We start from the raw sequence: 22,302 nt of genomic DNA, 5'->3' as shown, positions 1-22,302 counted from the left end.
TGAGGAATTCGATGAGCTTGTTCACCGCCGCGATGCAATTGCGTGAAGTCGCTGCCACGTCAGCAGATGGCCGGGTATTCGAGGGGGAGCTCAACGAGCATTGGACCATCGGCCCGAAGGTGCACGGTGGCGCCATGCTGGCGTTGTGCGCCAACGCGGCTCGCACGGTTCACGGCGGATCCGCCCAGCCCGTGGCGGTGTCGGGCAGCTTCTTGTGGGCGCCCGATCCCGGGCCGATGCGGCTGGCCACGTCGATCCGCAAGCGCGGCCGTCGGATCAGCGTGGTCGACGTCGAACTCACCCAGGGCGAACGCACCGCCGTGCACGCCGTCGTCACCCTCGGCGAGCCCGAGCACCCGGCGCCGCCGTTGCTGTCGGCGAATCCGGTCCTGGACCTGATGGCGCCCGAGCCACCGCCCGGCATCGCGCCGATCGGGCCCGGCCACCCGCTGGCCGGGCTGGTGCATTTGGCCGAGGGCTGTGATGTGCGCCCGGATGTGTCGACGCTGCAGCCCACCGACGGGCGCCCGCCGGTGATCCAGCTGTGGGTGCGCCCGCGCGGGATGCCACCCGACGTGCTGTTCGCGCTGATGTGCGGGGACGTCTCGGCTCCGGTGAGCTTCGCCGTGGGCCGTACCGGCTGGGCGCCGACGGTGCAGCTCACCGCCTACCTGCGTGGGCTACCGGCCGACGGATGGCTGCGGGTGATCTGCACCTGTATGCAAATCGGGCAGGACTGGTTCGACGAGGACCACCTCGTCGTCGACAGCCAAGGCCGCATCGTGGTGCAGACCCGCCAGCTGGCGATGGTGCCTCCCGCCAGGTAGGCGAGGCGGGCGACCCGCTGCGCCCGGCTCCGCCGCGCTTGCGATCGCCCGCGCCCGGTCTGCCATGCTTTGACCCGTGGCCAGGATCGCGATCATCGGCGGCGGCAGTATCGGCGAAGCGTTGCTGTCGGGGCTGCTGCGGGCCGGACGGCAGGTCAAAGACCTGGTCGTGGCCGAACGGTTGGCCGACCGGGCCCGATACCTGGCCGAGAGCTACGCGGTGCGGGTGACTACGGTGACCGACGCGGTGCAAAGCGCGACATTCGTGATCGTCGCGGTCAAGCCCGCTGACGTCGAATCGGTGATCGGGGAAATCGCCCAGGCCGCCGCCGAAGCCGAAAGTGATTCCGCTGAACAGGTTTTCGTGACGGTGGCGGCGGGCGTCACCACAGGTTACTTCGAATCGCGGTTGCCGGCGGGCACACCCGTCGTCCGGGCGATGCCCAACGCGCCCTCGCTGGTCGGCGCCGGGGTGAGCGCGCTGGCCAAGGGCCGCTTCGCCACGCCCGAACAGCTCGAGGAAGTTTCCGCGCTGTTCGGTTCGGTCGGTGGTGTGCTCACCGTGCCCGAAGCCCAGCTGGACGCGGTGACCGCGGTGTCCGGTTCGGGACCGGCTTACTTTTTCCTGATGGTCGAAGCGTTGGTGGACGCCGGCGTCGGGGCCGGCTTGAGTCGGGCGGTGGCCACCGAGCTGGCGGCGCAGACCATGGCCGGGTCGGCGGCGATGCTGCTGGAGCGCATAGAGCAGGAACGGCGCGTTGCTGGCGATGCGCCGAGCGACTTTCGAGCCGACACCGCGGCGGCGCAGCTGCGCGCGATGGTCACCTCGCCGGGCGGTACCACCGCGGCGGCGCTGCGCGAACTGGAACGCGGCGGTTTGCGGGCGGCAGTCGACAGCGCGGTGTGGGCCGCAAAAACCCGTGCCGAACAGCTAAGAATCACATCAGAGTAATTCGGCAATTTTCATAGATTTTCCCACACCCGTCGCAGTAACCCCACTAGTCCCGCTATTCTCCTTATCTGTATGCACGTGTGGGTGCCAGCGGAGGGGAAGCCGGTGGGACTGCACGTGCCTGACTGATTGGGTTGCGATGACGTCTATCAACGGGCCATCGGCGCGGGATTCAGCTGGCGGTAAATCGGCACGGGACACCGGTTCCTCCGACACCCAGCAGCCAAGAACTCAATTTCTCACAGTGGCCGAGGTGGCGGCGCTGATGCGGGTCAGCAAGATGACCGTCTACCGGCTGGTGCACAACGGCGAGCTGCCGGCGGTACGGGTCGGGCGCTCCTTCCGGGTGCACGCCAAGGCCGTGCACGACATGCTGGAAACGTCCTACTTCGACGCCGGCTGACCCCAGCGGCCCGCCGGCCTATCGCGGGTCGTTGTCGCGCCGCGTCATGCCGGTTTTCCGCTGCAAGCCGTCAGCCGGTAAAGTGTGCGGGTCATTTCACTAGCCGGCACGGGACTAGTCGGCAGGCGGACTTAGATAGCGGGGTCATGGGCTCAGTAATCAAGAAGCGGCGCAAACGAATGTCGAAGAAGAAGCACCGCAAACTGCTGCGCCGCACGCGGGTACAGCGCAGAAAACTCGGAAAGTAAACTGCGTGCGCGCGTAGCTTCACTCGACGGTAACGCCGTGGTATCTGAAGCCCGCTAGGCTAACGGAGTGAATTCGGCGGACGGTCACCCAGGCACCCCTCCCGGTAACCGAATGGACCGAAACGCAGACACACAAAGCGACGCGGGCAGCGACACCCTGCATTACCCAAAGGTCGTGCTGATCACCGGCGCGTGCCGATTCCTGGGGGGCTACCTGACCGCCCGGCTGGCGCAGAACCCGTTGATCAAACGCGTCATCGCGGTGGATGCGATCGCTCCCAGCAAGGACATGCTGCGGCGGATGGGCCGCGCGGAATTCGTCCGGGCCGACATTCGCAACCCGTTTATCGCCAAGGTGATTCGAAACGGCGAGGTCGACACCGTGGTGCACGCGGCGGCGGCGTCGTATGCGCCGCGGTCCGGCGGTGGCGCGGCGCTGAAGGAAGTCAACGTGATGGGCGCGATGCAGCTGTTCGCGGCCTGCCAGAAGGCGCCGGCGGTGCGTCGCGTCGTGCTGAAGTCCACGTCGGAGGTCTACGGGTCCAGCGCCCATGACCCGGTGGTGTTCACCGAGGACAGCAGCAGCCGCCGCCCCTTGGGCGAGGGTTTTCCCAAAGACAGCATCGATATCGAGGGATACGCGCGCGGACTGGGTCGGCGCCGGCCCGATATCGCGGTCACGATCCTGAGGCTGGCCAACATGATCGGGCCCGCCATGGACACCACGCTGTCGCGCTACTTGGCTGGACCCCTGGTGCCGACGATCGTCGGGCGCGATGCGCGGCTGCAGTTGCTACACGAACAAGACGCGCTGGGTGCGCTGGAGCGCGCCGCGTTGGCCGGCAAGCCCGGCACCTTCAACATCGGCGCGGACGGCATCATCATGCTTTCGCAGGCGATCCGTCGAGCGGGGCGCATCCCGCTACCCGTGCCCGGTTTCGCGCTGTGGGCGTTGGATTCGCTGAGACGGGCTAATCGCTATACCGACATCAATCGCGAACAACTGGACTACTTGAGCTTCGGCCGGGTGATGGACACCACCCGAATGCGCAAAGAACTCGACTACCATCCGAAGTGGACAACGGCTGAAGCGTTCGACGATTACATTCGCGGCCGGGCTTTGACTCCCATTATCAAACCTGAGTTGGTACGCTCCTTGGAGGGCCGGGCTGTGGCGGCAGCCGAACGTCTTGAGCAGTCGCTCACGAGCGCCTTAAGGGTTGGGGGGTAGGTAAATACTGTGGCGGGCGATTCCAAGGCGAAAGTCATTCCGCTGCACACGAATCCGAATCGTGCAGCTGCGCAGCGGCGCGCCGGTCAGCGCACCGCGGCGTCACGTCGGCATCCCTCGCTGCTCTCCGATCCACATGCTCGGGCATCGGCCGAGCAGATCGCCGCCGTCGTCCGCGAGATCGATCAGCGCCGCCGCGTCGCCACAGAGGAGGCTTCGGCGCCGACCACGGAACTGGCCCAGCGGGTCGCCGCCGTCGCCGCGTTCCTGCGCCAGCGGCTCACCGGTGATTACAGCGTCGACGAATTCGGCTTCGATCCGCACTTCAACGACGCGATCGTGCGGCCTTTGCTGAGATTCTTCTTTCGGTCCTGGTTTCGGGTGGAGGTCAGCGGCATCGAGAACCTGCCGAGCACGGGTGCCGCGTTGGTGGTGGCCAACCACGCCGGGGTGCTGCCATTCGACGGGTTGATGACCTCGATCGCGGTTCACGACGAGCATCCGGCGAAACGCGATTTGCGGCTGCTGGCCGCCGACATGGTGTTCGACCTGCCCGTGATCGGCGAGACCGCCCGCAAGGCGGGGCACACCATGGCCTGCACCACCGACGCGCACCGGCTGCTGGCATCCGGCGAGCTGACCGCGGTGTTCCCGGAGGGCTACAAGGGTCTGGGGAAGCGCTTCAAAGACCGCTACAAGCTGCAGCGGTTCGGTCGGGGCGGATTCGTGTCGGCGGCGTTGCGCACTCGCGCGCCGATTGTGCCGTGCTCGATCGTCGGGTCGGAGGAGATCTACCCGATGCTGGCCGACGTCAAGCTGCTGGCGCGGCTGTTCGGCCTGCCCTATTTCCCGGTCACGCCGCTGTTCCCGCTGGCCGGTCCGGCCGGGATGGTGCCGCTGCCGTCGAAGTGGTACATCGCCTTCGGCGAGCCGATCCCCACCGACCACTACGGCCCCGGCGACGCTGACGACCCGATGATCACCTTCGAGCTGACCGACCAGGTGCGCGAAACGATCCAGCAGACGCTCTATCGACTGCTGGCCGGGCGCCGCAACGTGTTCTTCGGCTGACTTAACTCGCCGAGCAGACGCACAATCGCACGCGCAGCGCGCCGGGAATGCGATTCTGCGTCTGCTCGCCGCACTAGGAACTAGGGCTTGACGAGGGTGAACTGGCAGACGTCGGTATAGCCCTCGCGGAACAGGTCGGCGCAGCCGGTCAGGTATTTCATGTAGCGCTCGTAGACCTGTTCGGACTGGATCGCGATGGCCTCGTCCTTGTGGGCCTCGAGGTTGCGCGCCCAGGTATCCAGGGTGCGCGCGTAATGCAGCCTCAGCTGTTGCTTCTTGGCAAGTGTGAAGCCGACTTTGGCCGCATGCTTTTCGACCACCACCGCCTGCGGCAGATCGCCCCCGGGAAAAATCTCGTCCATGATGAACTTGAAGAATCGCAGGTGACGCATCGTGACCGGCAACCCGCGCGCGGCGAACTCCTCGTCACCGGGTTTGATGATGGTGTGCAGCAGCATCACCCCCGACGGCGGCAGCACCCGAAACGCCATGGCGAAAAATTCGTCGTAGCGGTCGCGGCCAAAATGCTCGAACGCGCCGATCGACACGATGCGGTCCACCGGCTCATCGAACTGCTCCCAGCCCTGTAGGCGAACCTGCTTGGAGCGGGAGCTGGTCGACTCAGCGAACAGCCGCTCGACATGCGCGTGCTGGTTCTTGCTCAACGTCAAACCGATCACATTGACGTCGTACTTCTCGATCGCGCGCAAAAGCGTTGCGCCCCAACCACATCCGATGTCCAGCAGTGTCATACCGGGCTGTAGGCCCAGCTTGCCCAAGGACAGGTCGATCTTGGCGAGCTGCGCCTCCTGCAGCGACATGTCGTCGCGCTCGAAGTACGCGCAGCTGTAGGTCTGCGTCGGGTCGAGAAAGAGCCGGTAGAAGTCGTCGGACAGGTCGTAGTGCGACTGCACGTCCTCGAAGTGCGGGGTGAGATCCTGTGTCGGGGTAGCCCGTTTCATAGCGGCCGACCCTAGGCGCCGCTGCGGATCGATGCAATTGCGGCCGCGGTCGTCGCCGCGTCGGCCTCCTGGCCAGCAGCCTCCCCGATCATGGTGACGACGCTGGTCACAACCGGCTCGCCCGCGGCGTCGGTGACCTCGCTGCGGATCTCGGTGATCACCGTGCCGTGGGACTGGATGACCGAGTCGAGATAGGCATCGAAGTACAACCTGTCGTGGGCCAAGATCGGCCGGTGATACCGCAGCTTCTGGTCACGGTGGAACACCCGTGCGATGTTGATCGGGATGTCGAACTTGGTGAACAACTCCAGCTGGACACGGCGCCCGGCGATCGCCAGAAACGTCAGCGGGGCCACCAGCCCGGGGTAGCCCAGCTTGGCGGCTTCCTCTTCGCTGAAATGCGCGGGATGGTCGTCTTTGACGGCTCGCGCAAACTCGCGGATCTTTTCTCGTCCCACGTCGAAGTGGTCGCCGTGCCGGTAATGCTTACCGATGAGTGCCTGGGCTTCTACGGGAACTGTCATGCCGCTACTCTCCGCTCACATTCGGGCTCAGCGGCGCAGCTTATCAGCGTGCGCGCTCGCGGCGACGCGACACGGGGTTTGTCGCGGTCGGTGCGCCTCTCGCACGCTACGCGCGCTCGCGGCGACGCGACACGGGGTTTGTCGCGGTCGGTGCGCCTCTCGCACGCTACGCGCGCTCGCGGCGACGCGACACGGCAGCGGCCAGCGCACCGCCAGCCGCGCCCAGTGCCAGCGCCGACGGCACCCCGATCCGGGCGGCCTTGCGGGCGGTGCGAAAATCGCGGATCTCCCATCCGCGTTCCCGCGCCAAGGCGCGCAGCTGCGGGTCGGGATTGACCGCGACGGCCGTGCCGACCAGCGACAACAGCGGCACGTCGTTGATGCTGTCGGAGTAGGCGGTGCAGCGCTTGAGGTTCAGTCCCTCGCGGATGGCCAGCGAGCGCACCGCGTGGGCCTTGCCCGGGCCGTGGAGCAGTTCGCCAACCAGCCTGCCGGTAAACACCCCGTCGATCGATTCGGCGACGGTGCCCAGCGCCCCGGTCAACCCGAGCCGGCGGGCGATGGTAATCGCCAGCTCGTACGGCGTGGCCGTCACCAGCCAGACTTGCTGGCCGGCGTCGAGGTGCATCTGCGCAAGCTCGCGGGTGCCGGGCCAGATTTTGTCGGCGATGATCTCGTCGTAGATTTCCTCGCCGAGCGCCTCCAGCTCGGCGGTCGAACGGCCCTCGATGAACGCCAGCGCCTTGCGCCGGCCAGCGGCGACGTCGTCGCTGTTCTCCTTGCCGATGAGCTGGAACTTGGCCTGGGCGTAGATGAACCCGAGCACGTCGCGGTAGGTGAAGTACTTGCGCGCGGCCAGCCCGCGGCCGAAATGCAGCAGCGAGGACCCTTGCACCAACGTGTTGTCGACGTCGAAGAACGCGGCCGCGGTCAAGTCGACAGGAGGCTGCGGCGTGCCGTCGGCGGGTGCCATCGTGGTGTCGGTGCGCAGATCGTCGAGCGCCCGCGCGGCGCTGGCATCCCCGCCCAGCGCGTCGAGGTCGACACGGCCGGGGGCCGTGTCGGCCGGATCACCCGAACCCACCGCCAACCTCCCTTCGCTGCGCTCGCATGTAGCCGATACAACCCTATCTGGACCAGCGCGTACTCGGGTGTCGCGCGCTGGCAGCTGTCACACTGGTGCTATGAGCCGTCACCGAGTAGAACTGCTGACCCGGGCCGGCTGCCTGATCTGTGCGCGCATGCACGAGCGGCTGACCGAATTGGCCGACGAACTCGGTTTCGACCTGGCGGCCACCGACGTCGACGCCGCCGCGGCGGCCGGCAACCCCGGGCTGCGCGCCGAGTTCGGCGACCGCTTGCCGGTGATCCTGCTCGACGGCCGCGAGCACAGCTACTGGGAGATCGACGAAGACCGCCTGCGCGCGGATTTGGCCTGATGGCCCATCGATCAATTTGGTGCCCTACGGGCAAACGTTTACCGTAGAGAGCAGTTCGTTCACTGGTGAAAGCAAGGGAGCAGGCCAGGTGATGCTGCCGTGAGCGTCCTGCTCTTCGGGGTTTCGCACCGCAGTGCGCCGGTTTCCGTTCTGGAACAACTGTCGACCGACGAGTCCGACCAGATCAAGATCGTCGACAAGGTGTTGCAGTCGCCGCTGGTGACCGAGGCGATGATGCTGTCCACCTGTAACCGGGTCGAGGTCTATGCGGTGGTCGACGCCTTTCACGGGGGTCTGGCGGTCATCGGCCAGGTGCTCTCGGAGCATTCCGGCATGTCGCTGGGCGACCTGACCAAGTACGCCTACGTCCGCTACAGCGAAGCCGCCGTCGAGCACTTGTTCGCGGTGGCCAGCGGCCTGGATTCAGCGGTGATCGGCGAGCAGCAGGTGCTCGGCCAGGTGCGACGGGCCTACGCCGCCGCCGAAGCCAACCGCACCGTCGGACGGGTGCTTCACGAGCTGGCGCAGCGCGCGCTGGCGGTCGGCAAGCGGGTGCACTCCGAAACCGCGATCGACGCCGCCGGCGCCTCGGTGGTGTCGGTGGCGCTGGAAATGGCCGACGCGAGGCTGGGCGGCCTGCAGGGCAAGACCGCGGCGGTGATCGGGGCCGGGGCGATGGGCGCGCTGACGGCGGCGCATTTGACCCGAGCCGGTATCGGGCGCGTCCACGTCGTCAACCGGTCACTGCCGCGGGCGCAGCGGCTGGCCCGCAAGGTCCGTGAGTCGGGCACCAAGGCCGAAGCGTTGGATCTGGGCCGGTTGCCCGCCGCGCTGGCCGACGCCGACGTGGTGGTCAGCTGCACGGGGGCCGTGCGTCCGGTGGTGTCGCTGGCCGACGTCTACCACGCGCTGGCCGCCGCCCACCGCGACGAAACTTCGCAGCCACTGGTCATCTGCGATCTGGGCATGCCGCGCGACGTCGACCCGGCGGTGGCCGGGCTTCCCGGTGTCGGGGTCATCGACATGGAGCGTGTGCAGCGTGAGCCGTCGGCGCGGGCAGCGGCCGCCGACGCCGAGGCCGCCCGCCACATCGTCGCCGCCGAAGTTGCCGCGTATCTGGCCGGGCAGCGGATGGCCGAGGTGACCCCGACGGTGACCGCGCTGCGTCAGCGGGCCGCCGACGTGGTCGAGGCCGAGTTGTTACGGCTGGAAAACCGGCTGCCTGGGCTCGATGCCGCCCAGCGCGACGAGGTGGCCCGGACCGTGCGCCGCGTCGTGGACAAGCTGCTGCATGCACCCACCGTGCGGATCAAACAGCTGGCCAGCGCACCCGGCGGCGACAGCTACGCCGAGGCGTTGCGCGAGCTATTCGAACTCGACCAGACCGCGGTTGACGCCGTCGCCACCGCCGGCGAATTGCTGGATATATCAATGATTTCCGACGCCGACGGTGCCGGCGCGGCCCCCGAGTAGCCGTTGGGCCGATGTGATCCGGATAGGCACCCGGGGCAGCCGGCTAGCCACTACCCAGGCCGGTAGCGTCCGCGACGCTCTGGTGGCCAGGAATCATCCCGCGGAGTTGGTGACCATCACCACCGAAGGTGACCGCTCGCCGCAGCCCATCGCGACCATCGGCGTCGGTGTGTTCACCACCGCGTTGCGGGAGGCCATCGTAGCGGGCCGCGTCGACGCCGCGGTGCACTCGCACAAGGATTTGCCGACGGCCAACGACCCGCGGTTCGTCGTGGCCGCGATACCCCCGCGTGAAGACCCCCGCGACGCGGTAGTGGCCCGCGACGGGCTGCTGCTGGCGCAGTTGCCGCACGGCTCGGTGGTGGGCACCTCATCCCCGCGGCGGGCCGCACAGCTTAGAGCATTGGGTCTCGGTTTGGAAATCCGCCCCCTACGAGGCAACCTAGATACCAGGTTGAGCAGGGTGAGCAGCGGTGATCTTGACGCGGTCGTGGTGGCCCGGGCCGGTCTGGCCCGACTGGGTCGCCTCGACGACGTCACCGAGACGCTGGAACCGGTGCAGATGTTGCCGGCGCCGGCTCAGGGTGCGCTTGCCGTCGAGTGCCGGGCCGACGACACCGAGTTGGCAGCGCTGTTGGCGGAGCTCGACGACGCCGACACCCGCGCGGCGGTCACCGCGGAGCGGGCCCTGCTCGCCGCACTGGAGGCAGGCTGCACCGCACCGGTGGGCGCGATGGCCGAGGTGGTCGAGTCCATCGACGAGGACGGCCGCGTCTTCGAGGAGCTGTCGCTGCGCGGCTGCGTGGCGGCACTGGACGGATCCGACGTGATCCGCGCGTCCGGCATCGGCAGTCCCGATCGGGCACGAGAGCTGGGGCTCTCGGTGGCCGAGGAACTGTTCGCGCTGGGTGCTCGCGAACTCATGTCGGGCGCACGCTGAGAGCAGCCGTGCGAGGAAGCAACTGGGAGTAGCAGTGAGCATGCGAGGGCGCAAGCCGAAGCCGGGCCGCATCATGTTCGTGGGCTCAGGCCCCGGGGATCCGGGCCTGTTGACGACGCGGGCGGCCAGCGTGCTGGCCAACGCCGCCCTGGTGTTCACCGATCCCGATGTGCCCGAGTCGGTGCAGGCGCTGATCGGCACCGACCTGCCGCCCGTGTCGGGGCCGGCGCCCGCCGGTGCTGCCGAGGCCACCGAGGCCGCTGACGCTGCCGCCACCGAGACCGCGGCGGCGGTGGTGTCGGTCGGCCCCGACATCCGCCCCGCGCTGGGTGAACCAGCCGAAGTGGCCAAGACGCTGATCGCCGAGGCCCGTTCGGGGGCCGACGTGGTGCGGCTGGTGGCCGGCGATCCGCTGGCGGTGGACGCGGTGATCACCGAGGTCAACGCCGTCGCGCGGGCACATCTGCAGTTCGAGGTCGTGCCCGGCCTGGCCGCCACCACTGCGGTGCCGACCTACGCGGGCCTGCCGGTGGGCTCGGCGCACACCGTTGCCGACGTGCGCGGCGACGTGGACTGGGCGGCGCTGGCCGCGGCGCCGGGGCCGCTGATCCTGCAAGCCACCGCGTCACACCTGGCCGACGCGGCGCGCACCCTGATCGACTACGGGCTGGCCGAGTCGACGCCATGCGTCGTCACCGCGGCCGGTACCACCTGCGCGCAGCGGTCGGTGGAGACCACGCTGCATGCGCTGACCGACGGGGTGGCTTTGGATGCCACCCACCCGGCGGGGCCGCTGACCGGGTGTCTGGTGGTGACCATCGGCAAGACCGTCGCCAACCGGGCGAAGCTGAACTGGTGGGAGAGCCGTCCGCTCTACGGCTGGACGGTGCTGGTGCCCCGGACCAAGGATCAGGCCGGGGAGATGAGCGAGCGGCTGGTGTCCTACGGCGCGCTGCCGATCGAGGTGCCGACCATCGCCGTGGAGCCGCCGCGCAGCCCGGCGCAGATGGAACGCGCCGTCAAAGGCCTGGTCGACGGCCGGTTCCAGTGGGTGGTGTTCACCTCCACCAACGCGGTGCGCGCGGTGTGGGAAAAGTTCGGCGAGTTCGGGCTCGACGCCCGCGCGTTTTCCGGAGTGAAGATCGCCTGCGTCGGCGAAGCCACCGCCGATCGGGTGCGCGCGTTCGGGGTCAGCCCCGAGCTGGTGCCCTCCGGCGAACAGTCCTCGCTGGGTCTGCTCGACGAATTTCCGCCCTACGACAGCGTTTTCGATCCGGTGAACCGGGTGCTGCTGCCGCGCGCCGACATCGCCACAGAAACGCTGGCCGAGGGTCTACGCGAAAGAGGTTGGGAGATCGAAGATGTCACCGCCTACCGAACCGTGCGTGCGGCACCGCCGCCAGCGGAAACCCGCGAGATGATCAAGACCGGTGGTTTCGACGCGGTGTGCTTTACGTCGAGCTCGACGGTGCGCAACCTGGTAGGCATTGCGGGCAAACCGCATGCGCGGACCATCGTCGCCTGCATCGGACCCAAGACGGCCGAGACGGCTGCCGAGTTCGGCCTGCGGGTCGATGTGCAGCCAGAGATCGCCGCGGTGGGCCCGCTGGTCGACGCCCTGGCCGAGCACGCCGCCCGGCTGCGCGCCGAGGGCGCACTGCCACCGCCACGCAAGAAGAGCCGCAGGCGCTAACGGATGGGCTATCCCCGGCACCGTCCGCGTCGACTCCGCTGCACGCCGGCGATGCGCCGGCTGGTTGCACAAACCTCGCTGGAGCCAAGGCATTTGGTGCTGCCCATGTTCGTCGCCGACGGCATCGACGAACCCCGTCCGGTCGCCTCGATGCCCGGCGTGGTGCAGCACAGCCGCGAGTCGCTGCGGCGCGCGGCAGCCGAAGCGGTGGCCGCCGGGGTAGGCGGGCTGATGCTGTTCGGGGTGCCCCGCGACGAGGACAAGGACGCATTCGGCTCGGCGGGAACCGATCCCGACGGCATCCTCAATGTCGCACTGCGTGATCTGGCGAAGGATCTCGGCGACGCCACCGTCCTGATGGCTGATACCTGCCTCGACGAGTTCACCGACCACGGCCACTGCGGCGTGCTCGACGCCTCAGGGCGGGTTGACAATGACGCTACCTTAGCGAGATATGTGGAACTTGCTGTGGCGCAGGCTAACTCGGGTGCTCATGTGGTCGGGCCGAGCGGGATGATGGACGGCCAGGTCGCTGCGATCCGCGACGGGTTGGATGCCGCCGGCCACACCGACGTGGTGATCCTCGCGTATGCGGCCAAATTCGCGTCGGCGTTCTACGGGCCGTTTCGCGACGCGGTGAGCTCGAGTCTGTCCGGTGATCGCCGCACCTACCAGCAGGAGCCGGGCAATGCCCGCGAGGCCCTGCGCGAGGTGCAACTGGACCTCGACGAGGGCGCCGACATCGTGATGGTCAAACCGGCGATGGGCTACCTCGACGTGGTCGCCGCCGCGGCCGAGGTGTCGCCGGTGCCGGTGGCCGCCTACCAGGTGTCGGGGGAGTACGCGATGATCTCGGCGGCGGCCGCCCAGGGGTGGATTGACCGGCGTGCGGCCGTGCTGGAGTCGCTGACCGGCATCCGGCGCGCGGGTGCCGACATCGTGCTGAGCTACTGGGCCGCCGAGGCGGCGGCCTGGCTGTCGTGAGCGAGCCGCAGCGGCGGCCGGAGCCCCAGGCGCCGCATTGGCCCGACGGCCCGTCCGGATGGCCGAAACCGCCCGCCCCGCCGCAGCCGCCGCCCGCCCCGCCGCAGCCGCCGCCGACCCGGCCGGTGGACGTCGACACGGGCTTTTGGTTATGGCTGACCGCGTTGCCGCTGCTGGTCATCGGCTATGTCGTTGACCTGCTCGCCTCGCCGCTCGGCCACGGCTCGCTGGTGATTTACGCGGCCTACGGGTTGTTTACGGCTGTCGTGCTGACGATCGTGGTGACCTTCCTGCTGCTGATGCGCGCGGGTTATCGATGGGCCCGAACCTTGCTGACCGGCGGCGGCGTGGCGACCATCGTCTACGTTGCCAGCCGGTTGTTCACCGGTGATTGGCCACCGCTCGTGGCGGTGGTCTGCGCGGTCAGCGGCATCGTCGGCTCAGTGTTGATCGCCGGCGGCATCGTGCTGTTGCACCGCAAAGACGCCCACAACTACTTCACCAGGTGAGCGCGGCCAGGGCGGCAAAGGCAGCTGAGCTTTGTGACAAGTCGGGAATCTACCCTCATTCGGATGGAGGTTGGCACAACCGGCGCCGGCTTGACGCCCAGTGCTCAGAGGCCCGTCTTCGCAGCTCACAGTTGGTCTGCGCGGGTCACCGGTCGAGTGCGGAGTCGCGGAGGTCGTTGCGCTGACTCGCGACGGTATGGTTTAGGGTAGCAACGTACGTACATTCACCGTACACTATGGTCGTTGGTTAAGGAGGAGTCATCGTGGCAGTCAAAGCGAAGCGCTTCGAGCTTCGCGCGGAGGAGGCGACCCTGGACCGCATCCAGCGAGCCGCCAATGTCGTGCATGAGCGGACCTCGGAATTCGTCCGCAAAGCCGCGATCCAGCGTGCCGAGGACGTCCTGCGCCAAGAGCTGGTAACGGTGATGGAGCCTGAACAGTTCGACAAGTTGATGTCTTCGCTCGACGCCGCCGACGCCGCACCACGACTCGCGGCAGCCGCACGAAAGCCTGCGGCGTTCAAGCGGCGCTGAGCGATGTTCGAGTCCGCGCGGCTCGACGACGACCACATCCTGGAAGGGTTCGACTGCGGCAAGGAACCGCTGAACAACTGGCTGGCCGAACACGCCCACCGCGCGGACAGCAGCGGCATAGCGCACGTCTACGTATGGACCCCGCACGGGGAACCGAAGGTCTGCGCCTACTTCGCCATCTGTCCCACCGAAATCGTGCGGAAAGACGCCGGCGTGCCGGCGTCGATGGCTGCGGGCTATTCCCGCATACCCGGATATTTGATCGCCCGTCTGGCAATCGAGGCAACGCTGCATGGTCGAGGGTACGGCGAGCAGTTACTCCTGGACGCACTCGGGAAAGCAGTGGCCGCATCGGAGATCGGCGGAGGACGGCTTATCGTCGTTGATGCGATAGACGAGGAGGCCCAGTCGTTTTACGAGCATTACCACTTCGTCCCCGTCCGCAACCGCCAGCGCCGTCTGGTGATGAAGGTGTCCACAGCGGCTAAGGCACTTGGCCAGCGCTGGCACGACTGAACGGCAACGGGGAATGGCGGGTTTTGCAAGTGGTGCGAACCCCGCTGGCCCTCGCGCAGGGATGTCGACACCGTCGTGGCACGTACCACGCAGACTGCAGCTGGCCTCGGGCTTCTGAGGGTGCCAGTCGGCATCGCCACCTGCCCGTGCATTCGCCCAACTCATGCGGATCACCTCAGATGCCTCAAATAACACCCCTTGACTCGATCATTGCTTCTCCCAATAAGTTTCGTCAGCGGCCGACGTCAAAACGACCAAGCAATCCGACCTTGGTCGCGTGCGTGCGTCCCGCCACGCGCAGCCGGAGCGCCAGCATGCCGGGTGGTAAGCGGCGGTGGTCTGATTCGGCTCGCGCCGCTGGCGCTAGGCTGACCCAACGATGTCAGGGGATAGGCCAGGTGATGAGTCCATGACCCCAACGGACCGTGAACCCAAGCGGTTGTTCTACGAGTCCGGGGCCAGCTGGTACTGGGTGCTGTGCGGTCCGGTCACGGCGGTGGCCATGCTGTTCATCGAAAAATCCGCCGGCTACGGCTGGAACATCGTGGTCCCGATGGTTTTTCTGGTCCTGGTATCCGGGTTCCTCGCCATACAGGTCAAGGCTGCCCGCATCCACACCTCGGTCGAACTGACCGAAGACACCCTGCGCCAGGGCACGGAGACCATCAACGTGGCCGAGATCGTCAAGGTCTATCCGGAGGCTGAGCACGCGCCCGACTCGGGGCTTCCGCTGCAGCGCTGGCAGTCGGCGCGCGCACTCGGTGAGCTCGTCGGCGTACCGCGCGGCCGAGTGGGTATCGGGCTCAAGCTCACCCATGGGCGCATTGCGCAGGCCTGGGCGCGCCGGCACCGCCACCTGCGGGCCGCGCTCACCCCGCTGGTGCAGGAGCGGGTCGGGTCAGATGTCCCCGACGATGCTGCGGATCACGGCGACGCCGGGTCGACGTGGTGAGTGCCCGCGCCCGCGCCGTCGCGGAAATCGCGCTGGCCGGTGTCACGGTGCTCGGCTGCGCGCTGAGCTGGTCGCAGACCCGATCCACCGTGCAGGTCGCGCCGGTCGCGGACGGACAGCCCGTCACCACGTCGGTGGTTTACCATCCTCCGCTGCTGCTGCTGACGCTGCTGCTGGCCACCGCGGCCGGGGTGTTGGCGGTGGCCGGCACCGCCCGGCTGCGGCGCGCGCGGCGAGGCGACGAATAACGACGAAAAGCGTTCAGCGGCCGGCCAAAGCGCGATCGGCCAACGCGCCGATCACCGGCGCCAATGTGTGCGCGTACTCGATGGTGACGTGGTTGTCGTCGCGGTAAACCAGGTCGTTGCCCACGATGACCGGGCAGCGCTCGCGGGTGCAGAACAGCGCGGTCAGGTCCGCGTAACGGCCACCACCGGCCGCGGTCGCCGACTGCTCGGCGGCGATCCCGGCGTCGTTGACCGCCGTCGACCGCGGCGGTGAGCAGGCGCTCGCGTCATCGAGGTGAGCCGACAGGCACGTCGGCACCGTCGAACGGGGGTCCGGAATCGGGCCTAGCACAAGCACATTCGCACCAGTGCTGCGCAACTGCGCCACCGTGCGGGTCAAGCCGTCGAGCCATGCCGGGTCATAGGAGGTGAAGCCGAAATCCGCGCCGTAGCGTCGCGACATACTCAGCACGATCAGCCGCGGGTGCTCGGCCTGCATCCGCGTCATGATGTCGGCGCGCCACTGCTTGCACTCCGTGTACTCACGGCCCAGATACGGGCTGGTGATCGACAGATCCATTAACGGGCAGGTCACCTTGCCCAGCGTCTCCAGCCGCCAGTGCCGTTGCTCGGCGAGCTGTTGCAGCGCCGGGCTCCACATCGCAGCATGCGAGTCGCCGATCAACGCCACGGTCGTGGGCGACGCGAGATCGCCTGTCGCGCATTCACTTTGACCGACCTCGCGCCAGGAGCGCACACAGCCGTTGACGAACACCACCGGCTTGTCGGCCGCCGCCTCGGCGAGCGGCGGGGTCAGGTTGGATGGCACCGCTTTGAGGTCGGCGGAGGCCGCGACCGCGGCCTGCGCCTGGGCAAACCCCTGCCGTATCGCGGCATCACGCGGATCGACCGGGCTAGCCGACCGCGGGGGCGTCACGCTGATCTTCGGGGCCGCGGCCGCCACCCCGCGACCAACCGGAACCGGCACCAGTACCAGCAGCAGCACCCCTGCGCAGACCGCGACCGCGGTGGCAGCACCGCCGAGGGCGAGGCTGCGGCCCGCCGATCGGCGCACGGGAGCGGCGAACCGGCCGGGGTTTTCGACCAGGTGCAGGGTGAGCACCGCCAACCCGGCGGAGACAATCACCGCCGCCAGCCGGCCCGCCCATCCGGCAGACGGCCCCAGCAGCGGCGGCATCAGCAGCAGCACCGGCCAGTGCCACAGGTACCACGAGTACGACAGCCGCCCGAGGGCCCGCAGGCCCGGCAGCGACAGCACCCGACCGACGCCCAGCCCGCAATTTGCACAACCGGCACCGATGACCAAAGCCGTGCCCAGCACCGGCAGCAACGCCGCGGTCCCGGGATAGGGGGTGGCCGCACCCAGTTGGTGGCAGGACAGCACGATCAGCGCCAGCCCACCCCACCCGGCGATGGCCGCCGGCAGCGCCGGCAGGCGCCGCCACCGCGCGGCCGAAAGCGCCACCAGTCCCCCGACGGCCAGTTCCCACGCCCGCGCCGGCAGCGAGAAGAACGCCCATGGGGGCCACAGGTGAGTCCACGCCACTGACAGCGTGAACGACGCCGCCGCCAGCACCGCCAGCACCACCAGATACGGGTTGAGCCACCACGGTGCCCGGATGCCACGACGCCGGATCAGCCACGCCGCGGCCATGATCAGCGCCGGCCACAGCACATAGAACTGCTCTTCGACCCCGAGCGACCAGTAATGCTGAAACGGTGACGGCGGGGTGTCGCTGGCCAGGTAGTCGGTGCCGTGCACGGCGAAGCGATAGTTGCCCACATACAGCGCGCTGGCGATGCCGTCGCCGACGACGCTGCGGGCCTGCAGCGGCGGCAGCAGCACCGCCGACGCTATTGCGGTGGCCACCCCCACCGTGGCCGCGGCCGGCAGCAGCCGGCGAGCCCTCGCCCCGTAGAAGCGGCCCAGCCGGATCGTGCCCGCCGCGGTCACCTCGCGCCACAGGATGCCGGTGATCAGGAAGCCGGAGATGACGAAGAAAACGTCGACGCCGACGTAGCCGCCGCCGACACCGGGCAGGCCGGCATGAAAGGCCACCACCGCAAGCACCGCCACCGCTCGCAGGCCCTCGATGTCGAGGCGAAATCCCGGCCTGGGCGTCCGCCGCGCCGGCTCGAGCCGGTGGCACGGGCTGACGGTGCTGGTATGCGGCAGTGTCGGCATTGTCACCACCTCGGAGGCGGTCATGCGGCGGCTACGGCTAAGACGCGAGCCAGGTCAGCTCGCCCGGCAGCTGCTGGCGCCAAAACGATACGTCATGCCCGCCCGGTGAGAAGCCACCGGATGGCGGTGTCCGCAGCTGGGCAACGAATTGCCGGGTGGCCGGGCAGAACCGGTCGCTGGTGCCGCAGTCCACCCGGATCGGAATCGACGCCAAAGCGGGCAGGCCGAACACGTTGTTGCGCGCCCAGTCGTCGTAGCTGTCGAACGCCCCCGGGGTAGATGCGGTGTAGGACGTCCACAACGCCGGGCTGACCGCGCAAATCCCAGCTGTGCGTGCCGGACCCAGCCGCGCGCCCAGCAGCAGCGCCCCATAGCCGCCCATCGACCAGCCGAGGAACGCCACCCGGGAGGTGTCCAACCCTTTGCTGGCCAGCAGCGGCAGCAGCTCGCCGAGCACCATCGCCCCGGAGTCCTCACCGGAGGCACGCCGGTGCCAGTAGGTATTGCCCCCGTCGACCCCGACGACGGCGAAGCCCGGCCGCCCCGATTTGACGAGCTGGGCCAGGGCGTCTTCGATGCCGAGGTCAATCACGGTATTGGCATTGCCGTCCTTGCCGTGCAGGGCGATCACCGGGCGCAGCGGCCCGGTGTGACCGGGTGGCAGCGCGATCACCCAGTTGGTCGTCATGCCGCCGCGCGCCGCCGACACGAACGAGCCCGACAGCCGCGTCGGCGATGAGGTGCCGGCCACGGGCTCGAACGGTGAGGGCGCAGTGCGGCCTTCGCCCGGATCCAGCAAGGCGCTAAGCGCCCACACCCCCGCTACCCCCGCCGCGGTTCCAGCGCCCAAACGCAGTGCGGCGCGGCGGGTCAGCTGTGGCATGGCGTGATCATGCCGGGCCGAATACTGTTGCCCACAAAGGCGCGCCGGGTCAGTTATGACACCGTGACCGTCGGCGTGAGCGCTACCGCTGGGGTTGGGCGCCAGGCGACCGCCAGCCGGGGCACGGGTGCCGGCGACGCCCGGGGTTGGTACAAAGTGCAAAATATGTAACACTGTCCCAATGATCGAGGTGTCCCGGCTGGGTGATGACCTGGATGGTTTGCCCTTAGGGCCGCAGTCGCTGGTGTGGCGCTACTTCGGCGACAACCGCATGTTTTTGATCGGGCCGCGGCCGGCGGTGTTGCAGAACATGCTCGCCGAACTCGGCCAAGGCGTGCTCGATCATTCGGTGTTCTTCACCGACACCGCGGCCCGCGTCAAACGCTCCCTGCCCCCGATCTTTATGACCGTGTACGGCTCCGACGACGACCATCCCGGCCGGCAGGTGCGAGACTTTCACCACGAGATCAGGGGCCAGATGCCTGACGGGAAGCGCTACCACGCACTGGATCCCGAGACCTATTACTGGGCCCATGCCACCTTCGTCGAGCAGGTGATCTATTTCGCCGACACCTTCGTCAAGCGGCTCACCCGTGCCGAAAAAGAGCAGATTTACCTGGAGTCCAAGACGTGGTATCGCCGCTATGGTGTCAGCGAGCGACCCATGCCGGCCGACTACGCCGAGTTCGAGCGGTATTGGAACGACATGCTCGATCGAGTCGTGGTCGCGCACCCGACCGCCAAATACGGCGTCGGGTACGTGACCAAAGGCTTTCCGTGCCCCAAGGCGGTGCCGCCGTGGCTATGGCGGGTCGTGGCCATCGTGTTCAACCCGGTCGCGGCGTTCCTGACCACCGGCGGGCTGCCGCCACGGGCCCGAGAGTTGCTGGGCCTGCCGTGGAGCGAGCGACAGGAACGCCGCTATCAGCGCTTCGCCGCGGTGTGCCGGTCGCGTCCGGTCAACTTGCTGTGGGACCATCTTCCGATGAGGTTGCGCTACAACAGGTTTGCCCGTGCCGGTTACACCCGCGGCTGATCCCGCCACCCAAGCGATCCTCGACGCGGCCGTCGTCGAGTTCGAGCGGCACGGGCTGCGGCGGGTCGCCCTCGACGATGTGGCACGCCGCGCCCGGGTGAGCCGGACCACCATCTACCGCCGATTCGCCAACCGTGACGAATTGGTCGCAGCCGTTATCGACCGGGAGAATGCAGCGCTGTTCGCAGGCATCGCCGAGGAACTGAAAACCCGCAGACCCCAATCGAATTACTATGTCGAGGCATTCACATTGTCGATTGTGCGGTTCCGCCAGCATCGGGTGCTGACTCGGATGCTCGCCGACGAACCTGGCCTGATGCTCGAGTTGGCCCGCCAGCACTACGGTGCGGCGGTGCAGCGGATGGCCACCGCGCTGCAGGTGATCTTCCCCGACGGCTTTGCCGAGCGGATCGGCGCACCGGCGGTCGACGAGCTGGCCGACACCATTCTGCGTTACGCGGCAATGGTGCTCCTGCTGCCGAGTCGACAACCCCTCGAGACCGCCGACGAGATCCGCGCATTCGCCGCCCGGCACTTCCTACCCAGCCTGCCCCCGGCCTTGCGCGCCGTGCCGGTCTGAACGCGCACCGATCACTGGGGTGCGGGGACAGGCCGCGCCCGGCCGACGATATGGGCGTGGGCGGGGTAAAAGCGCAGTGGCGCATAGTAAAAGCGGTCTAGTTCGTCGATCTCGAAGCCGGCGGCGCGAATCGCCGCGGCGGTGTCGCGGTTGGGATGGCACCCGCCGCCCAAGCGGGATTGCAACGGCGTTATCGCATCCTGAAGGAGGGCAAACCACGGCTTGTTCGACCGGACGTGTTCGAAAAAGCGAAGCTGCCCGGTCGGTTTCAACACGCGACGGATTTCGCTGAGCGCGGCATGGGTATCGGAGATTGAGCACAGCACCAGCGAGGCCACCGCCGCGTCGAATGCGTCGTCCTCGACCGGCAGCGCGGTGGCATGACCGGCGACCACGGTCACCCGTACCGGGGCGTTCTCGGCGGCCCGTTCGGCCAAGCTCCGCAGGTAGCTTTCCGGTTCAACCGCCACCACCTCGGTGACCTTGCCGGGGTAGTGGCTGAAGTTCATGCCGTTGCCCGCGCCGATCTCGATCACCCGGCCGGTCAAGCCGGCCAGCATCCGGTCCCGGTACTTAGCCGTGCCCCGCCGCTCCGATTCGGCGCTCATCCGCTCGTACATGCGGGCGAACCGCGGGTGTTGAAACTGAGACAGATCCGCCATGCCGCCTCCTCGGTTTCAGGCGCCTGCAAGCCTCAACTAGTGAAGCAGTAGGAATCGCTGGACGCGTCACCGCCCTGCAGTCGCGTCTGGTGCACCCGCAGCCCACCAAACTCGTCGCCGTGCGGGAAGAAGCGACCGTCGGGCACCAGACCGCCGGCAAAGACGTCGGCGTCGAGTTTGGCCATCCACGCGCCGACGCCCCCGGGATAGAACACCTCGTCCCACGCGGCGTAGAGCGAGTTGGTGACGTAGACGCGCCGGCCGTCGCGGCTGATCTCCACCATCTGCGGCCCGCCGCGCAGCGGCATGTCTGGCACGCACGGATGCGGTTGGCGCCGCACGATCCCGCCGAGCCGCACCGACGCCGTCTCCTTCGGGTGGAATGGGTCGCTGACGTCGAATTGCTTGAGTTCACCTGTCGCCCAACAGGATACATACAGCCAACGGTCGTCGACGGAGAGGTCGATGTCGGAGACCAGCGGCGGCACCGCACCGAACGGCGCTAATGCCGGCGGCAGCGCGTCGGGGTCGGCGGGCTCGGCCGGGATCGTGATGACCTTGTCGACCGCCCACTGCTCGCCGTCCTTGTGCCACAGCCACACCGAGGCCGACAGGTCTTCGACGCTGATCACCACGCCGACGAAACCCCAGGTCCGGTCCGGGCGGTGGGCCGGGCGCAGTTCGAGCACCATTTGGTGCTGGTCGCCCAGGTCGATGCGCTGAGTGAGCTTGCGCTCGCTCATGTTCCAAAAGTTCAGGTGATGCCCGAACCTGCGACCGAGCAGATCCTCGGGGTTGAGCCCGTTTTCGAGCATCGACGGGGTCGCCCACTCCGAGGTCACCAGCGTGTCGTGGCGCAGATGCCACCAGACGTCATAGGCGAAGAACTGCGGTCCGCGGTCCACCTCCCACGGCCCGATCACCTCGAACGTGTCGTGGTCTATCAGCGCGACGCCGCCGGGCCCGTCGTTGCCGTCGGCGCCGCCGAGCGCGGACATGAAGATGCCGCCGGGCCCGCAATGCACCGTGTGCGGGCGCGAATAGCCGGCCTTGGCCGCAAGCTCACCGGCGTCGATGGTGTGGGTCAGCGTCGGGTGCAGTGGGTCGGGCTTGGTGTCGAGCACAAAAGTGTGCGACGAGCGAATGCCGGGAACGACGAGATAGCGGCGCTCCAGTCGGTGGTGGCCGGCATGGCCGTCGTGGCACAGTGCGCTCGAACACGCGTTCCACCCGAAGTGGTGCAGTTCGTTGCCCGCCGAAGGAAGTTCGGCCCAGCCGATCACCCCGCCGTAGGACGACGAGTCGGGGTCGGCGTCCACCACCGCGATCGCGTCGTTCTTTTGGCCCGCCGGGTCGAATGCCGCCACATACGCCAACCGCTCGGGCGCGGCCGCGACCGCGGCGCCCGGGCTCCGGTAGAAGGTCGGATCCATTGAAGCCATGAACCTTGC

At 68.0% G+C, this 22,302-nt stretch carries 25 protein-coding genes; 18 read left to right on the top strand and 7 right to left on the bottom strand.

The genetic code is table 11. The features are described 5' to 3' along the window. The first annotated feature begins 11 nt into the window (after positions 1–11). The 6 genes from MHEC_RS20960 to MHEC_RS20935 all read left to right on the top strand — a co-directional run bounded on the left by MHEC_RS20960 (position 12) and on the right by MHEC_RS20935 (position 4,732). Positions 12–827 carry a thioesterase family protein gene (locus MHEC_RS20960; protein WP_048889593.1) on the top strand — a complete coding sequence of 272 codons (816 nt, stop codon included), beginning with the start codon at positions 12–14 and terminating at the stop codon, positions 825–827. A gap of 76 nt (positions 828–903) precedes the next feature. Continuing rightward, positions 904–1,779, top strand: a complete 876-nt coding sequence (proC, locus tag MHEC_RS20955) for a pyrroline-5-carboxylate reductase (RefSeq protein ID WP_048889594.1) — start codon at positions 904–906, stop codon at positions 1,777–1,779. 139 nt (positions 1,780–1,918) lie between these two features. Then, the gene (locus MHEC_RS20950) at positions 1,919–2,182 is read left to right on the top strand and encodes a helix-turn-helix domain-containing protein (protein ID WP_048889595.1); all 264 of its coding nucleotides are present in this window, start codon (positions 1,919–1,921) and stop codon (positions 2,180–2,182) included. A gap of 146 nt (positions 2,183–2,328) precedes the next feature. Beyond that, entirely contained in the window at positions 2,329–2,430 is a 102-nt protein-coding gene (locus MHEC_RS20945; RefSeq protein WP_003402602.1) for a 30S ribosomal protein bS22, read from the top strand. 112 nt (positions 2,431–2,542) lie between these two features. Continuing rightward, entirely contained in the window at positions 2,543–3,661 is a 1,119-nt protein-coding gene (locus tag MHEC_RS20940; protein WP_048889596.1) for an SDR family oxidoreductase, read from the top strand. A 9-nt stretch (positions 3,662–3,670) separates the two neighbouring features. Continuing rightward, entirely contained in the window at positions 3,671–4,732 is a 1,062-nt protein-coding gene (locus MHEC_RS20935; RefSeq protein ID WP_048889597.1) for a lysophospholipid acyltransferase family protein, read from the top strand. A gap of 80 nt (positions 4,733–4,812) precedes the next feature. On the opposite strand, the gene MHEC_RS20930 is transcribed toward MHEC_RS20935, so the two are convergent. The 3 genes from MHEC_RS20930 to MHEC_RS20920 form a co-directional block, all read right to left on the bottom strand. Beyond that, the gene (locus MHEC_RS20930) at positions 4,813–5,694 is read right to left on the bottom strand and encodes a cyclopropane mycolic acid synthase family methyltransferase (RefSeq protein ID WP_071700102.1); all 882 of its coding nucleotides are present in this window, start codon (positions 5,692–5,694) and stop codon (positions 4,813–4,815) included. Positions 5,695–5,705: 11 nt separating this feature from the next. Beyond that, the gene (locus MHEC_RS20925; protein WP_048889599.1) at positions 5,706–6,218 is read right to left on the bottom strand and encodes an FAS1-like dehydratase domain-containing protein; all 513 of its coding nucleotides are present in this window, start codon (positions 6,216–6,218) and stop codon (positions 5,706–5,708) included. A gap of 166 nt (positions 6,219–6,384) precedes the next feature. Continuing rightward, positions 6,385–7,302: an HAD family hydrolase gene (locus MHEC_RS20920; RefSeq protein ID WP_048889600.1), complete on the bottom strand. Its 918-nt coding sequence runs from the start codon at positions 7,300–7,302 to the stop codon at positions 6,385–6,387. Between the two features lie 100 nt (positions 7,303–7,402). Between MHEC_RS20920 and MHEC_RS20915 the strand changes: the two genes are divergently transcribed. The 10 genes from MHEC_RS20915 (at position 7,403) to MHEC_RS20870 (ending at position 15,505) form a co-directional block, all read left to right on the top strand. Next, positions 7,403–7,657 (top strand): glutaredoxin family protein, encoded by a 255-nt coding sequence (locus MHEC_RS20915; protein ID WP_048889601.1) that lies wholly within the window; start codon positions 7,403–7,405, stop codon positions 7,655–7,657. Positions 7,658–7,756: 99 nt separating this feature from the next. After that, the gene (locus MHEC_RS20910; RefSeq protein ID WP_071700630.1) at positions 7,757–9,130 is read left to right on the top strand and encodes a glutamyl-tRNA reductase; all 1,374 of its coding nucleotides are present in this window, start codon (positions 7,757–7,759) and stop codon (positions 9,128–9,130) included. 13 nt (positions 9,131–9,143) lie between these two features. Continuing rightward, the gene (hemC, locus tag MHEC_RS20905; RefSeq protein WP_048889677.1) at positions 9,144–10,070 is read left to right on the top strand and encodes a hydroxymethylbilane synthase; all 927 of its coding nucleotides are present in this window, start codon (positions 9,144–9,146) and stop codon (positions 10,068–10,070) included. 40 nt (positions 10,071–10,110) lie between these two features. Beyond that, entirely contained in the window at positions 10,111–11,763 is a 1,653-nt protein-coding gene (locus MHEC_RS20900) for a bifunctional uroporphyrinogen-III C-methyltransferase/uroporphyrinogen-III synthase (RefSeq protein WP_048889678.1), read from the top strand. 3 nt (positions 11,764–11,766) lie between these two features. Then, positions 11,767–12,747: a porphobilinogen synthase gene (gene hemB, locus MHEC_RS20895; RefSeq protein ID WP_048889603.1), complete on the top strand. Its 981-nt coding sequence runs from the start codon at positions 11,767–11,769 to the stop codon at positions 12,745–12,747. A gap of 125 nt (positions 12,748–12,872) precedes the next feature. Then, a complete protein-coding gene (locus tag MHEC_RS20890) occupies positions 12,873–13,256 on the top strand; it encodes a hypothetical protein (protein ID WP_048889679.1) in 384 nt (127 codons plus the stop codon). Positions 13,257–13,519: 263 nt separating this feature from the next. Next, a complete protein-coding gene (locus tag MHEC_RS20885) occupies positions 13,520–13,789 on the top strand; it encodes a type II toxin -antitoxin system TacA 1-like antitoxin (RefSeq protein WP_048889604.1) in 270 nt (89 codons plus the stop codon). Between the two features lie 3 nt (positions 13,790–13,792). Then, entirely contained in the window at positions 13,793–14,305 is a 513-nt protein-coding gene (locus MHEC_RS20880; protein WP_048889605.1) for a GNAT family N-acetyltransferase, read from the top strand. A 409-nt stretch (positions 14,306–14,714) separates the two neighbouring features. Further along, entirely contained in the window at positions 14,715–15,257 is a 543-nt protein-coding gene (locus tag MHEC_RS20875) for a hypothetical protein (protein ID WP_048889606.1), read from the top strand. After that, positions 15,254–15,505 carry a hypothetical protein gene (locus MHEC_RS20870; protein WP_048889680.1) on the top strand — a complete coding sequence of 84 codons (252 nt, stop codon included), beginning with the start codon at positions 15,254–15,256 and terminating at the stop codon, positions 15,503–15,505. Before MHEC_RS20875 ends, MHEC_RS20870 begins: the two co-directional genes overlap by 4 nt. 13 nt (positions 15,506–15,518) lie before the next feature. Here the strand turns inward: MHEC_RS20870 and MHEC_RS20865 are convergent, their stop codons facing one another. Together MHEC_RS20865 and MHEC_RS20860 are read right to left on the bottom strand one after the other, a co-directional pair. Beyond that, positions 15,519–17,690 (bottom strand): acyltransferase family protein, encoded by a 2,172-nt coding sequence (locus MHEC_RS20865; RefSeq protein WP_048889681.1) that lies wholly within the window; start codon positions 17,688–17,690, stop codon positions 15,519–15,521. Between the two features lie 37 nt (positions 17,691–17,727). Then, a complete protein-coding gene (locus MHEC_RS20860) occupies positions 17,728–18,573 on the bottom strand; it encodes an alpha/beta hydrolase (protein ID WP_048889607.1) in 846 nt (281 codons plus the stop codon). Between the two features lie 181 nt (positions 18,574–18,754). On the opposite strand from MHEC_RS20860, the gene MHEC_RS20855 reads away from it, so the two are divergent. Then, positions 18,755–19,609 (top strand): oxygenase MpaB family protein, encoded by an 855-nt coding sequence (locus MHEC_RS20855; protein ID WP_048889608.1) that lies wholly within the window; start codon positions 18,755–18,757, stop codon positions 19,607–19,609. Continuing rightward, positions 19,587–20,189: a TetR/AcrR family transcriptional regulator gene (locus MHEC_RS20850; protein ID WP_048889609.1), complete on the top strand. Its 603-nt coding sequence runs from the start codon at positions 19,587–19,589 to the stop codon at positions 20,187–20,189. The genes MHEC_RS20855 and MHEC_RS20850 overlap by 23 nt, the downstream gene beginning before the upstream one ends. A gap of 11 nt (positions 20,190–20,200) precedes the next feature. Here MHEC_RS20850 and MHEC_RS20845 read toward each other — a convergent pair whose 3' ends face one another. Both MHEC_RS20845 and MHEC_RS20840 read right to left on the bottom strand, forming a co-directional pair. Next, on the bottom strand, positions 20,201–20,851 hold the full coding sequence (locus MHEC_RS20845; RefSeq protein WP_048889610.1) for a class I SAM-dependent methyltransferase: 651 nt from the start codon (positions 20,849–20,851) through the stop codon (positions 20,201–20,203). Between the two features lie 32 nt (positions 20,852–20,883). Next, positions 20,884–22,293, bottom strand: a complete 1,410-nt coding sequence (locus MHEC_RS20840; RefSeq protein WP_048889611.1) for a selenium-binding protein SBP56-related protein — start codon at positions 22,291–22,293, stop codon at positions 20,884–20,886. Positions 22,294–22,302 lie beyond the last annotated feature (9 nt).

Origin of the sequence: Mycobacterium heckeshornense, assembly GCF_016592155.1 — a bacterium.
In the GTDB taxonomy this organism is placed as follows: domain Bacteria; phylum Actinomycetota; class Actinomycetes; order Mycobacteriales; family Mycobacteriaceae; genus Mycobacterium; species Mycobacterium heckeshornense.
The sequence above is the reverse complement of the archived record's forward strand: the minus strand, read 5'-3'. Positions and strand labels throughout refer to the sequence as shown.

What these genes read in the sequence shown, in the direction of transcription:
- MHEC_RS20960 (WP_048889593.1), top strand. Translation starts at nt 12, where the DNA reads ATGAGCTTGTTCACCGCCGCGATGCAATTGCGTGAAGTCGCTGCCACG.
- MHEC_RS20950 (WP_048889595.1), top strand. Translation starts at nt 1,919, where the DNA reads ATGACGTCTATCAACGGGCCATCGGCGCGGGATTCAGCTGGCGGTAAA.
- MHEC_RS20945 (WP_003402602.1), top strand. Translation starts at nt 2,329, where the DNA reads ATGGGCTCAGTAATCAAGAAGCGGCGCAAACGAATGTCGAAGAAGAAG.
- MHEC_RS20940 (WP_048889596.1), top strand. Translation starts at nt 2,543, where the DNA reads ATGGACCGAAACGCAGACACACAAAGCGACGCGGGCAGCGACACCCTG.
- MHEC_RS20930 (WP_071700102.1), bottom strand. Translation starts at nt 5,694, where the DNA reads ATGAAACGGGCTACCCCGACACAGGATCTCACCCCGCACTTCGAGGAC.
- MHEC_RS20925 (WP_048889599.1), bottom strand. Translation starts at nt 6,218, where the DNA reads ATGACAGTTCCCGTAGAAGCCCAGGCACTCATCGGTAAGCATTACCGG.
- MHEC_RS20915 (WP_048889601.1), top strand. Translation starts at nt 7,403, where the DNA reads ATGAGCCGTCACCGAGTAGAACTGCTGACCCGGGCCGGCTGCCTGATC.
- MHEC_RS20900 (WP_048889678.1), top strand. Translation starts at nt 10,111, where the DNA reads ATGCGAGGGCGCAAGCCGAAGCCGGGCCGCATCATGTTCGTGGGCTCA.
- hemB (WP_048889603.1), top strand. Translation starts at nt 11,767, where the DNA reads ATGGGCTATCCCCGGCACCGTCCGCGTCGACTCCGCTGCACGCCGGCG.
- MHEC_RS20880 (WP_048889605.1), top strand. Translation starts at nt 13,793, where the DNA reads ATGTTCGAGTCCGCGCGGCTCGACGACGACCACATCCTGGAAGGGTTC.
- MHEC_RS20875 (WP_048889606.1), top strand. Translation starts at nt 14,715, where the DNA reads ATGACCCCAACGGACCGTGAACCCAAGCGGTTGTTCTACGAGTCCGGG.
- MHEC_RS20865 (WP_048889681.1), bottom strand. Translation starts at nt 17,690, where the DNA reads ATGCCGACACTGCCGCATACCAGCACCGTCAGCCCGTGCCACCGGCTC.
- MHEC_RS20860 (WP_048889607.1), bottom strand. Translation starts at nt 18,573, where the DNA reads ATGCCACAGCTGACCCGCCGCGCCGCACTGCGTTTGGGCGCTGGAACC.
- MHEC_RS20855 (WP_048889608.1), top strand. Translation starts at nt 18,755, where the DNA reads ATGATCGAGGTGTCCCGGCTGGGTGATGACCTGGATGGTTTGCCCTTA.
- MHEC_RS20845 (WP_048889610.1), bottom strand. Translation starts at nt 20,851, where the DNA reads ATGGCGGATCTGTCTCAGTTTCAACACCCGCGGTTCGCCCGCATGTAC.
- MHEC_RS20840 (WP_048889611.1), bottom strand. Translation starts at nt 22,293, where the DNA reads ATGGCTTCAATGGATCCGACCTTCTACCGGAGCCCGGGCGCCGCGGTC.